This is a genomic window from Tabrizicola soli, from assembly GCF_015999335.1.
Classification (GTDB): Bacteria; Pseudomonadota; Alphaproteobacteria; order Rhodobacterales; family Rhodobacteraceae; genus Tabrizicola; species Tabrizicola soli.
This window is the reverse complement of the sequence record NZ_JAEACP010000041.1, coordinates 1-11,874: the sequence shown is the minus strand read 5'-3', so window position 1 is coordinate 11,874 and position 11,874 is coordinate 1. Positions and strand designations below refer to the sequence as shown.

Sequence of the window (11,874 nt, the reverse complement as noted above, 5' to 3'; positions counted from 1 at the left end):
TTCGGAAAGAATGGCTTCAGGCGCTCCATTTGCGCCTCGGACAGCCAGTAGAGGTTGCTCATCGGTCAGGTCTCCTTGCGAGGCCTGAATCACGCGAACCGCCCGAAATCAATGGGTCTGGAGCCTAACATGCGGAAAGAGTTAGCCGCGGATGTCGAACTTTCGATTTTTATACGTGACCACGATCTTGATTCTGAAACGCGATACGATTCCATTCTCGTGAACTGCTGGACCGACACGGAAGCTGGGCCAGTATACTATGCAAGTCCCAATCAGTTTACGGCTTCCGGCCTGAAGCGCGCGATGGCGGGCGACACTTTGACATAATCTACCTCAACAGTTTTTTCAGTTATCACGCATCGATTCAGGTCTATCTGAAGTTCCGGCATCTTTCGCCTGAGGTGCCGATCTTGTTAGGTCATGTCGACAAACGGCGAAGGCGGATCGATGTGATGTTGATAAAGCCGAGGAAGCTTTCGGCGGTCTTGTCGTAGCGGGTGGCGACACGGCGGGCGTTCTTCAGCCTGTTAAAGCACCGCTCGACGAGGTTGCGCAGCCGGTAGAGAGTGCGGTCCACGGCCACGCGGAGCTTGCGGGATTTGCGCATCGGGATCACCGGCACAACGTCGCGCGCTTCCATGGTTTCTCGAACCTTGTCAGAGTCATAACCTCGGTCTGCAAGCAGGATGCAGGGCTCGGGCAGGTTGTCGTCCATATGGTGCTGGCCTATCTGATGATCTATCGCAAGATTGCCCTGCCCAAGCGCCGCAATAGACGGCCTCCACCACCCGCACGCCAATCCAGGTAAGACTTCGGCCTGAAGCAAGGAGTGGGCTGCCCGTAGAAACAGCCCGCGCAACCGGGTGGAGGCTTTACGACCGACATCTTGGCATGCATGACGGAAAGACCCACCCGGATTTCCCCTTCAAGACCCGGAGGACTGAATGAAACGCGTTATGACTTATGGAACGTTCGATACCCTGCATTTCGGGCATATCCGGCTGCTACAACGAGCGCGCGCCTTGGGAGATTATCTGATCGTCGGCTTGTCGGGCGATGAGTTCAATGCGCAAAAGAACAAGAAGGCCTTTCACAGTTGGGAAGAGCGGAAATTCTTTCTTGAGGCCCTGCGCTATGTCGATCTGGTGATCAGGGAAGACACTTGGGAGCAGAAGGTCGCGGATGTGAAGCTTTATCATATCGACACCTTCACCATGGGCAGCGATTGGGAAGGCAAGTTCGACTTCCTGTCAGATTTCTGCGAGGTCATCTATCTGCCGCGCACGCCCAGCATTTCCTCGACCCAGATTCGCGAGCTCATTGGCAGCTAGGTTTCTGTAACCTCTGGACCGTGGCCCGCCCAGCCCCCTGATGAGACCCATGACCTTTGCAGCCTCCCTTGTCCGCGCTCTTGCCTATCTTGCCGCGCGCGTGCTTCCGAAATCGCGCACCGCTGTCTTGCGGGGGTTCCCGCCTTATGAGGACAATCTTCTGGCGGTCTATGCGGCACTCGAGGGGCGGCCGGTCAAGCGCGTCATCTGGGTGGTGCAGTATCCTGCGGTCCTGCCGCCGGTGCCGCTACGCGCCGGAACGCGGCTGGTGCGCAAGAGAAGCGTGTGGGACATCTATTATGCTCTGACGGCGAAATATCTCTTCATCACCCACGGGCATTTTCTGCGCCGCACCCCACCCAACCAGATCAGCGTCAATCTGTGGCACGGCATCCCGTTCAAAGCCATCGGACGCACCGTGGGCCAGGAGGGGCGCGAGGACAGCTATCTTGTGGCCACCTCGGCCTTCACGCGTGACATCCTCGCCGAAGCTTTCGGCATGCCACCCGAGCAGATCATCCTGACGGGTCAGGCCCGCACCGACCGGATGCTGAGCGTGGATCGCGCCGAGATCTGGCGGCGGACCTTTCCAGACCGGCCATTGCCCCGCAAGATCCTTCTGTGGCTGCCCACCTTTCGCCAAACGCCCTATGCCGCAGGCCAGTCGGATGGTGCGATCTTTGGCAATGTCTTCAACTGTTCGAATTTTTCCGAAGAGACGTTCAACCGGATTCTCAGCGATCATGATGCGGTCTGCCTGGTCAAACCGCATCCGATGGCCGCGCATCAAAGCCACACCAACCGCAGTAACCTGCATTTCATGGATGAAGCCTGGCTGGCACGCCAAGGCCTGTCGCTTTATCAGCTGACCGGGGCGGCGGATGCGCTGATTTCGGATATCTCCAGCATTATAGCCGATTTCATGCTCATGGACCGCCCGATTGTCCTCTTGTTCGAGGATATTGCGCTTTATGAAGAGAGCCGGGGGTTTTCGTTCAATCCGATCACCGAATTCCTGCCCGCCGAAGTGGCACGGAGCTTTGAGAGTTTTCTGGACGAGTTGCGCCCGGTTCTGGCCGGAGAAGACCCCTATGCCGCGCGGCGGGCGAAGCTGAAAAAGCTGTTTTTTGATCACAGCGATGCCGGGGCGGCGGCGCGCATTCTGGATTGCGTGATGGGAGAGAGCCACTGATGCCCATTCGCGTGCTTTGTGTGCTGGATTATTATCTGCCCGGCTTCAAGGGCGGCGGGCCGCTGCGCACCATTGCCAATATGCGCCGCCTGCTGGCGGGTCGGGTTGAACTGGCCGTCTTTACCCGCGACCGGGATCTTGGCGCAGATCAGCCCTATGATGGGATCGAGCTCGATCGCTGGATCGAAACCCCAGACGATCCGGTCTATTACGCCCGCCCCGAAACCTTCTCGGCCGCGGGGTTGCAGGCGGCCATGGAGGGGCAACCCGCATCGCTGCTTTATCTCAACAGCTTTTTCGGCTTTCGCTCGTCGATCCAGATCTATCACTGGGCACGCCGCCAAGCGCCACCCCTGCCGATCCTCTTGGCCCCGCGCGGTGAGTTTTCCCAAGGTGCCCTGGCCATCAAGCCAAGCAAGAAGTGGTTTTTCCTGACGCTGTGCAAATGGTTCCGGCTTTACCGCGATGTCAGCTGGCATGCCTCAACCGCGGCCGAGCAGGCCGATATTCTGCGGCAGTTTCCGTCTGCCGCAGGCCGGATTCATCTGGCGAAAGACCCCGTTGATCTTGGCGCGGCGGTGCCTGCCGAGAACCGCCCGGCACCCAGCCCCGCGGGCCAGTTGCGGCTGTGTTTTCTGTCGCGCATTTCGCCGATGAAAAACCTAGATGGCCTGCTGCGGGCCTTAGCCCAGTGCCCCGAAGAGATCGCGCTGGATATCTGGGGCCCGGTGGAGGATGCCGCGCATTGGCAGGCCTGCCAGCGGTTGATGGCGGCCTTGCCTGCCCATGTGACAGTTCAACACAAGGGGCCGGTGGCCCCCGAGGCCGTTTCGGCAACCTTTGCCGCCTATGACCTTTTTGCCTTCCCGACCCATGGCGAGAATTTCGGTCACGTGATCTTCGAAGCGCTGCGCGCCGGAACCCCGGTGCTGGTCAGTGACCGAACCCCTTGGCAGGCGGGTGCCGAAGGCGCGCTCAGGGTGCTGTCACTTACCGGGGTCGAGGGGGGCGCGCAGGATTGGGCAGCAGGGCTTTCGGCCTTTGCCGCGTTCAGCGCAGCCGACAAGGGGCGGCTGCGTCAGGCCGCCCGCCACTATGCCGAAGATTTTGTTCAGAACTCGGACATCGCCGCGAAAAATCTTGCGATGTTTCAGGCGGTGGCAGCGGGGCAGGTTGCGCGCCTGCCCGCAGGCAGCGCCCCCCAATCAGGAGCGGATGCGCCGTGACCGACAAATCCCGCTCTGCCTTTCTCAGACATTTCATCTATGTCTTTGGCTCGCAGTTGATCGTGCTGATCTCTGGCTTCATCAAGGCACTGGCCATTCCGGTTCTTCTGGGCCTGTCAGACTATGGCTATTGGCAGATCTATGTCTTTTACACGGTCCATATCGGCCTATTCACCTTTGGCTATGGTGACGGGCTTTATCTGAAATATGGCGGGCATGGCTTTACCGAACTGCCACTGCCCCGCATCCGGTCGGCCAATATTGTTTATCTTGGCGTGCTGATGCTTGGCAAGGTGGCCTTGGTGGCTTTTGCCCTGACCAACAGCGACCCTGACAGGCAGACCGTCTATCTTGCGGTGGCCGCCAATGTGATTCTTCTGGGTCTTATCTCGATTGTCTCTCTGACGCTTCAGGCGACGAATGAGCTGAAGGGCTATGCCTTTATCAACTCGGCCGACAAGGTGTTCTTCACTCTGGCATTGCTGGCGCTGCTGAGTGAGGATTTTCAAACCTTCACCTATCTGATCGGGGCAGATATCGCATCCAAGCTGGTGGTGCTGCTTGTCTTGTTGCAGCGCTATCGGCCACTCTTTCTGGGGTCATTGGCCCGCCGTGCGGAAGGGGTGAAGGAGTTTTTTGACAGTGCCGGGGCGGGCATTCAGCTTTTGATCGCAAATCTTTCGGGGATGCTGGTGCTTGGAGTCGGGCGCATCATCGTCGAGTATCAGGGCGCGCTGGGGCATTATGCCCATTATGCCTTTTCCGTCTCGCTGGCCAATGTGGTCCTGATCAGCATCACCGCGCTCAGCATTGTGATCTACCCCACGCTGCGCCGCCAACCGCGGGACAATTATCTGCTCTATTTCGACAAGACCACCCGGGCCTATGCGGTCTTTGCGCTGGTCATGCTGACGGGCTATTTCCCGGCACTGGCCTTCATCGAACAGGTCGCCCCCGCCTATCAGCCGGTGGCCGTGTTCCTGAATGCGATGTTCGTGATCACCGTGCTGCAGGGCAAGATGCAGCTGGTCAACAACACCTATTACAAGGCGCTGCGGCTGGAGCGACCAATGCTGGTTGCCAATCTGGCCAGCCTGCTGATCGCGGCGGCGCTGTCCTGGCTGGGGTTTGTGTGGTTTCACTCCATTCTGGCGGTGGTCTATGCCGCTCTTGTGACGATGCTGTTCCGGGTCTATGCCTCGGAAATCTTTCTGCTCCGCCATATGGGGGTCAAGCCTGAGCTGCAACTTCTTGCAGAGCCGTTGATCCTGGGGGGGTTCTTGTTGGTGACATCGCTGCTCTCCGCCCCGGTCGCGGCCGGTCTGTGGCTGCTTATGGGGGCCAGCCTTGCCCTGATCCGTCGCGCCGCACTGCGGGCCGCATGGCAGCAGCTTCGCGGGCGCCGCCGATGAGCCGGATTGTCTTTCTGCTTGGCTCGTTCTACCCGAATTTTTCGGCCGTGGGCTATTGCGGCTATCAGGTGCAGAAATGCCTGGCCGAGAGCCATGACATCACGGTCATATCCCTGCGCGATGACACGGCCTTGCCGCTGGAGGATCAGCATGAGGGGCTGCGCATTCTGCGGGTGGAAACCCCGGCCATAAAGCAGCGCAACAGCCTACGCGCCACAGGCGGGCGGCGCGCGCAACTGGGGCTGACGGCCTTGCGCGCCAAGGGGGCGTTGAAGCGACTGCTGTCGCCTGCAACCATCGACTGGGCGCTGGTGCGCGCCTATCTTGACCAGCTTGAGGCCCTGACCCCCGCCCCGCAAGCCATCGTGCCACTGGTCTTTCCGTTTGAATCCGTGCTGGCGGCGCTGGCCTATAAACGCGCCCATCCGGGCACGCGGGTCTTGCCCTATCTGTTTGATGATTTCGCCGACTCCGGCTCGCTTCATGTTCTGAAACTGGCGCGCTGGCTGAAACGCGGGCGGCATCTGCGGCTGGAACGCCAGATGTTGCAAAAGGCCGATGCCATCCTGGCCATGCACCCGTTGCGCGCGCATTTCGAGGCCCCTTTCGAACAGCCCCTGCGCGACAAGATCACCTTTCTGGAACACCCGCTGCTATTTGCCCCCAAGGCGCAGAACCTGCCGCCCAAGGATGCCACCATCCGACTGTGCTACACCGGGTCACTGATCGGCAAGGTACGCGAGCCGGATTATCTTCTGGAACTGCTGCAGGCCATCCGGCCCGCAGACCCCATGCGGGCCGATTTCTATGTGATGGGCAACAATGCCCACAAGGTTCAACCCCTGTCCGGACCGCGGCGGGTCGAGATTGCCAACCACGGCCGGGTTGCCAAGCCCATGGCCGACGCGGCGGTGCAAGGCGCCGATGTGCTGCTGAACCTTGGCGAGGCTCAGGGCCGTCAGGTGTCGAGCAAAATCTTTGAATACATGGCAACCGGCAAGCCGATCCTGCATCTGGCCTATGTGGCGCAGGATGTGGTGTCGGGCATCCTTGCGAAATACCCTCTGGCGCTGTGTCTGCTGCAAGAGCGCGACCGCTTTGCCGAGAATGTCCGGCAGGCTGAGGCCTTTCTGGCCCGCTGCCGGGGCCGGCAGCTCAGCTTTGACGAGGTCGCAGCACTCTATCCCGAGGCTTTGCCGCAAGCGACGGCAGAGCTTATGGAGCGTCTGACAGAGCATGACGTTCATCCACCAATACAAGCGGAAGAAGAGAAGCGCCTTATGACATCATCTAACGCACTGACCCCCTAAAAAATGAAGTTGAGATACACAGTTTTATTTATGGTGATGGCGGTTACTCATTGCGCCAACTCCGAGCATTTCCTTTATTATATACCATACTCATTTGTCGCATATGCGCTTCTTCTCAGCATAAACAATTCGAGAGTTTCTATATATATAAGATTTCTTACAGCTACTTTTCTGCTTGGAAATTGGACAAAGATAACGGTTCACGGCATATTTGGCTACCCCTTCGTGGAGGCGACTGGAAAGTTCTCTGGCACGCAAGAACAGTGGGACAGTTTTTACCTGTTTTCGCTCACAATTTCTCTTGCTCTTCTTATTTCTGCGCTTGCAAGCACAGGAATTACACCGGTTGGACGAAAATATGCTGGCAGATCTCTTCAAAAGACAAATAAGCGATTATTCTACTATGTGGCGATTTTTCTGATATTTTCCATTTACGCGCTTAATTGGCAGTATGGGTTTTACAGGGTTGGCGTTGGAAGAGATTTGAACCTTCCTTTTGGATTGAACGCACCAGCCTCGTTTATGGTTTATCTTGGCGCTCCAATGCTGACAGCCATTTTGGCTACAAACAGCGTTGTTAAAAGAAGACTGGTTACGCCATCCGCGCTTACTTTTGTGGCGGCAGCCTCCATTATTGCCGCAATCGTTACATATAGCCGCGCTACAGTTGCGGTATTAATGCTTCCAATTGTGATGGGTATGTATCAAAAGTCTAAGGAGATAAATGGAAAGCCCCAACCCATCACCGGGCTTTTGGTGGCAATGGTTACAGCAGTTGTTATAACATTGGTATCCGTCAGCTTAATTCGAATTGCAATATATGGAAACTCTGAATCGTTTAGCGTTGAATCCCTTAAAATCTATCTATATGAAAGCATCGGACTGTTCATTGACCGATGGATAGGTGCGGAAGGGCTGATGGTTGCTGTTTCCAGCCCGCAGTCTATAGACTTACTCCTACAAATGATCACAGAAGATCCAGCCGCTGGTATGCGCGGAATTTTCCAGAGCTTCTCTGACTCTCAGTATCTGAATCTGTTCCTTGACAATATGACATTCCTAACGCTGCCGGGTGCATTTGCCATACTTGCCTTTTCGGGAAGTTTGCTTGTTGCTTTTTTTGGTGTTACAGCCATGTCTATTGTTGGCGTTTCGCTAGAAAGATATGTTGGTTGGATTTTTAGAGGGCAGCATTCATTACAATTTCTTATTTCCGCAAGTCTTGCATACCACTTCTCTCAAATGGTGTTTCCGCTTCTTTTTATCCCATTTATCGTGCAAGTAGTTTTCTTCACAACGCTGCTTGGCTTGTATTATGCGGATTCTCGCAGAAATTAGATCATGGCTATATCACTTGACAGCGACAGGGATGCTTTATAAGTCGACCCATGTTCAGGTTGTCCTACCTATACTTCCCGTTTGCCCTGTAGAAACGGGACTATTCAATCTTTTAGTTCCATAAGACTCATCCTTTAAAAGTGTATTGTCAGACCAGCCCCGACGGAAGGAGCATGCCATGTTCACCAACAAGACCCTACTCATCACCGGCGGGACCGGATCGTTCGGGAATGCCGTGCTGCGCCGGTTTCTCGACTCGGATCTGCGGGAGGTGCGCATTTTCAGCCGCGACGAGAAGAAGCAGGATGACATGCGCAAGAAGTACAAGAGCGACAAGCTCAAGTTCTACATCGGCGATGTGCGCGATTTCCAGTCGGTGATGACGGCGGTTCGGGGGGTGGATTTCATCTATCACGCCGCCGCCCTGAAGCAGGTGCCGTCCTGTGAGTTCTACCCGCTTGAGGCGGTCAAGACCAATGTGTTGGGCACCGAGAATATGCTGGAGGCCGCCATTCAGGCCGGGGTCGAGCGGGTGATTTGCCTCAGCACCGACAAGGCGGTTTATCCGATCAACGCCATGGGCATCAGCAAGGCGATGATGGAAAAGGTGGTGGTGGCCAAGTCGCGCTCCAGCCGCGATACGGTGATCTGCGCCACGCGCTATGGCAATGTGATGGCCTCGCGCGGGTCGGTCATTCCGCTTTTTGCCAACCAGATCCGCGCGGGCCAGCCCATCACCATCACCGACCCGACCATGACGCGCTTCATGATGACGCTGGATGATGCGGTAAATCTGGTGCTGTTTGCCTTTGAGCATGGGCGCCCCGGCGAGATTTTCGTGCAAAAAGCCCCGGCGGCCACGATCGAGACGCTGGCCAAGGCCCTGACCGGTCTTTTGGGGGTTCCCGATCACCGAATCGACATCATCGGCACCCGGCATGGCGAAAAGCTGTTCGAGGCGCTGTTGAGCCGTGAGGAAATGGTGGCGGCCGAGGATATGGGCGATTATTACTGCGTGCCGCCCGATTTACGCGATCTGAACTATGGCAAGTATTTCGAACAGGGTGAGGTCGAGATTTCCGAGGCCACCGAATACACCTCGCACAACACCACAAGGCTGGATGTGGCCGGGATGCAGGCCCTGCTGATGAAGCTGCACTTCATCAAGGCCACGATGCGGGGCGAGTTGAATGAATCGGAAGAATGACCGGGCCCCTTTTTGCGCCGGGGGTCTCATCCAATATCTTGCAAAGAGCCTGAACATGACACGATCAACAAAGCCCAGGGTTCTGATTTTCGGTGCCAATGGAATGTTGGGCTCGGCCCTGTTCCGCACCTTCAGCGCCGATGCCGGGTTTGAGACCTTTGGCACGCTGCGCGATGGCGCGGGGGCGCGGCATTTCAGCCCTAGCCTGCGCGGGGCGCTGATTGCCAATGTGCATCTGGAGGGCGAGGCGGGCATGCTGGCCGCTTTTTCCCAAGTGCAGCCCGATATTGTCATCAACTGTGTGGGCGTCATCAAGCAATTGGCCAATGCCAGCGATCATCTGGAAAGTCTAGCCATCAATGCTAGCCTGCCGCATCGGTTGGCGAAATACTGTAGCCTCGTTGGGGCGCGGCTGATCCATTTCAGCACCGATTGCGTGTTCTCCGGCAAGGCGGGGCTTTACCGCGAAGACGCCTTCCCCGATGCCTACGACGTCTATGGCCGCACCAAGCTTCTCGGCGAGGTGGATTATGAACATGCCATCACGCTGCGCACCTCGATCATCGGCCATGAGATGAACCGGGCGAAAAGCCTGATCGACTGGTTTCTGAGCCAGTCGGGCACGGTGAAAGGGTTCCGCCGGGCGGTGTTTTCGGGCCTGCCCACGGTGGAGGTGGCCCGACTTGTCCGCGATCTGGTGATCCCGCGGCCCGAATTGCGCGGACTTTACCACCTCTCGGTTGACCCGATCAACAAATATGACCTGTTGCGTCTGGTGGGCGAGATCTATGGCAAGACCACCACCATCACCCCCGATGATGCGCTGATCATCGACCGTTCGCTCAATTCCGACCGGTTCCGGCATGCAACGGGCTTCACCCCGAAACCCTGGCCCAAGCTGATCCGCGCCATGCACGAAGATTATCTGGCCAGCCAGTCCGCAGAGGGCTGATCGGCCCTTGTATTCCTTTGCCGCCGGGCCATCTGCCCTGCCACAGCCTGTTGATCGAGGATATCATGAAGCGCCTGAAAGTCATGACCATTGTCGGAACCCGACCCGAGATCATCCGGCTGTCGCGGGTGATCGCGCGTCTGGACCAGTTTTGCGACCATGTGTTGGTGCATACCGGCCAGAGCTATGACTATGAGCTGAATCAGGTGTTCTTCGATGAGCTGGGCGTGCGCAAGCCCGATCATTTCCTGAACAGCGCCGAGGGCAGCACCAGTGCGGCCAACACCATCGGTAATGTGATTTCCAATGTCGACCGGGTGCTGGCCAGCGACACCCCCGAGGCGGTGCTTATTCTGGGCGATACCAACAGCAGCCTTGCCGCCATTCCGGCCAAGCGCCGCAAGATCCCGATCTTCCACATGGAGGCCGGCAACCGCAGCTTTGACCTCCGGGTTCCCGAAGAGATCAACCGCCGCATCGTGGACCACACCGCCGATATCAATCTGACCTACAGCACCATCGCGCGTAACTATCTGTTGCGCGAAGGCCTGCCGCCCGATCAGGTGATCAAGACCGGCAGCCCGATGCTTGAGGTCTTGCAGCATTACCTGCCGCAGATCGAGGCTTCGGATGCGCTGGCGCGGCTGGGGGTCGGGCCGCAGGGCTATTTCGTGGTCAGCGCCCACCGCGAAGAAAACATCGACAGCGACCGCAACTTTGCCAAGATGGTGGACGTGCTGAATGCGGTGGCTGAAGACTATGACCTGCCGGTCATCGTCTCGACCCATCCTAGAACCCAAAAGCGGGTGGATGCCGCCGGGGTCACCTTTCACCGCCGGGTGCAGCTGCTCAAACCCATGGGCTTTTTTGACTATGTAAAGCTGCAGCTTGAGGCGAAGGCCGTGCTGTCCGACAGCGGCACCATCACAGAGGAAAGCTCGATCCTGAACTTCCCGGCGCTGAACCTGCGCGAGGCGCATGAGCGGCCCGAGGGCATGGAAGAAGCGGCGGTGATGATGGTCGGGCTTGAGGTGGACCGGGTGCGTCAGGCCTTGACCATTCTGGACAGCCAGCCGCGTGGTGCGGCGCGCGCCCTGCGCATCGTGCCCGATTACGATGCCCCGAATGTCAGCGACAAGGTGTTGCGCATCGTGCAAAGCTACACTGACTACGTCAATCGCGTGGTCTGGAAGAAATACTGATCCATCGCCATGAAACTGGTTCTGATCGCTGACACATTCCCGCCCTTGCGCAGTTCGGGGGCAGTGCAGTTGCGCGATCTGGCGCGCGCCTTTGTGCGGCAGGGGCATGAGGTGACCGTGCTTTTGCCTGCCGCCGAGATTGCCGGGTATTGGGCGGAAGAGCCGTTTGACGGCGCGCGGGTGATGCGGTTGAAGGCGCCGGCCACCAAGGATATCGGCTATGTCAGGCGCACGCTGGGCGAATGGCGCATGCCCTATGCGATGCGCCGGGCACTCGGCCAGTCGCCCCTGGCGGGCGCGCGCTGGGATGGAGTAATCTGGTATTCCCCTTCCATCTTTCACGCCCCGCTGGTGCGCACGCTCAAGGCGCGCAGCCGCTGCAAATCCTATCTGATCATCCGCGACATCTTTCCGGAATGGGCGGTGGATCTGGGGCTGATGCGCAAGGGACTGCCCTATCGCTTTTTCAAATGGATTGCCCGTCAGCAATATGAGGCCGCCGATATCATCGGTGTGCAGACCCCCGGCAACACCGGCTATTTCCAGCACTGGCAGCAGGAAAAGCCCCGCCGGGTGCTAGGCTCCAGACCCATTGATTTCGGGCGGTTCGCGTGATTCAGGCCTCGCAAGGAGACCTGACCGATGAGCAACCTCTACTGGCTGTCCGAGGCGCAAATGGAGCGCCTGAAGCCATTCTTTCCGAA

Annotated in this window: 10 protein-coding genes and 1 pseudogene; 10 read left to right on the top strand and 1 reads right to left on the bottom strand. The window is 57.8% G+C overall.

The window, feature by feature from the left end:
* Positions 1–418 precede the first annotated feature (418 nt).
* Positions 419–715, bottom strand: a pseudogene (locus I7S92_RS22590) (transposase); the annotation flags it as partial.
* A gap of 229 nt (positions 716–944) precedes the next feature.
* On the opposite strand from I7S92_RS22590, the gene tagD reads away from it, so the two are divergent.
* From tagD to I7S92_RS22540, 10 genes are all read left to right on the top strand, one after another.
* Entirely contained in the window at positions 945–1,331 is a 387-nt protein-coding gene (gene tagD / locus I7S92_RS22585; RefSeq protein ID WP_197647757.1) for a glycerol-3-phosphate cytidylyltransferase, read from the top strand.
* Positions 1,332–1,380: 49 nt separating this feature from the next.
* On the top strand, positions 1,381–2,523 hold the full coding sequence (locus I7S92_RS22580; protein WP_197647756.1) for a CDP-glycerol glycerophosphotransferase family protein: 1,143 nt from the start codon (positions 1,381–1,383) through the stop codon (positions 2,521–2,523).
* Positions 2,523–3,749 carry a glycosyltransferase family 4 protein gene (locus I7S92_RS22575; protein ID WP_197647755.1) on the top strand — a complete coding sequence of 409 codons (1,227 nt, stop codon included), beginning with the start codon at positions 2,523–2,525 and terminating at the stop codon, positions 3,747–3,749. Before I7S92_RS22580 ends, I7S92_RS22575 begins: the two co-directional genes overlap by 1 nt.
* Complete coding sequence (locus tag I7S92_RS22570; RefSeq protein WP_197647754.1) at positions 3,746–5,161, top strand: lipopolysaccharide biosynthesis protein; 1,416 nt, start codon at positions 3,746–3,748, stop codon at positions 5,159–5,161. Before I7S92_RS22575 ends, I7S92_RS22570 begins: the two co-directional genes overlap by 4 nt.
* Positions 5,158–6,471, top strand: coding sequence for a glycosyltransferase family protein (locus I7S92_RS22565; RefSeq protein ID WP_197647753.1), 1,314 nt, complete (start codon positions 5,158–5,160; stop codon positions 6,469–6,471). The genes I7S92_RS22570 and I7S92_RS22565 overlap by 4 nt, the downstream gene beginning before the upstream one ends.
* A gap of 3 nt (positions 6,472–6,474) precedes the next feature.
* Positions 6,475–7,809: a hypothetical protein gene (locus tag I7S92_RS22560; RefSeq protein WP_197647752.1), complete on the top strand. Its 1,335-nt coding sequence runs from the start codon at positions 6,475–6,477 to the stop codon at positions 7,807–7,809.
* A 178-nt stretch (positions 7,810–7,987) separates the two neighbouring features.
* Positions 7,988–9,016: a polysaccharide biosynthesis protein gene (locus I7S92_RS22555; protein WP_197647751.1), complete on the top strand. Its 1,029-nt coding sequence runs from the start codon at positions 7,988–7,990 to the stop codon at positions 9,014–9,016.
* Positions 9,000–9,968, top strand: a complete 969-nt coding sequence (locus I7S92_RS22550) for a dTDP-4-dehydrorhamnose reductase family protein (protein WP_197647750.1) — start codon at positions 9,000–9,002, stop codon at positions 9,966–9,968. The genes I7S92_RS22555 and I7S92_RS22550 overlap by 17 nt, the downstream gene beginning before the upstream one ends.
* Before the next feature lie 65 nt (positions 9,969–10,033).
* The gene (gene wecB, locus I7S92_RS22545; protein WP_197647749.1) at positions 10,034–11,170 is read left to right on the top strand and encodes a non-hydrolyzing UDP-N-acetylglucosamine 2-epimerase; all 1,137 of its coding nucleotides are present in this window, start codon (positions 10,034–10,036) and stop codon (positions 11,168–11,170) included.
* 9 nt (positions 11,171–11,179) lie between these two features.
* Entirely contained in the window at positions 11,180–11,785 is a 606-nt protein-coding gene (locus I7S92_RS22540; RefSeq protein ID WP_197647748.1) for a glycosyltransferase, read from the top strand.
* The last annotated feature ends 89 nt before the right edge of the window (positions 11,786–11,874 follow it).

Excerpts from the sequence above, each read along its gene's own strand:
- tagD (WP_197647757.1), top strand. The coding sequence starts at position 945 with ATGAAACGCGTTATGACTTATGGAACGTTCGATACCCTGCATTTCGGG.
- I7S92_RS22580 (WP_197647756.1), top strand. The coding sequence starts at position 1,381 with ATGACCTTTGCAGCCTCCCTTGTCCGCGCTCTTGCCTATCTTGCCGCG.
- I7S92_RS22575 (WP_197647755.1), top strand. The coding sequence starts at position 2,523 with ATGCCCATTCGCGTGCTTTGTGTGCTGGATTATTATCTGCCCGGCTTC.
- I7S92_RS22565 (WP_197647753.1), top strand. The coding sequence starts at position 5,158 with ATGAGCCGGATTGTCTTTCTGCTTGGCTCGTTCTACCCGAATTTTTCG.
- I7S92_RS22560 (WP_197647752.1), top strand. The coding sequence starts at position 6,475 with ATGAAGTTGAGATACACAGTTTTATTTATGGTGATGGCGGTTACTCAT.
- I7S92_RS22555 (WP_197647751.1), top strand. The coding sequence starts at position 7,988 with ATGTTCACCAACAAGACCCTACTCATCACCGGCGGGACCGGATCGTTC.
- I7S92_RS22550 (WP_197647750.1), top strand. The coding sequence starts at position 9,000 with ATGAATCGGAAGAATGACCGGGCCCCTTTTTGCGCCGGGGGTCTCATC.
- wecB (WP_197647749.1), top strand. The coding sequence starts at position 10,034 with ATGAAGCGCCTGAAAGTCATGACCATTGTCGGAACCCGACCCGAGATC.
- I7S92_RS22540 (WP_197647748.1), top strand. The coding sequence starts at position 11,180 with ATGAAACTGGTTCTGATCGCTGACACATTCCCGCCCTTGCGCAGTTCG.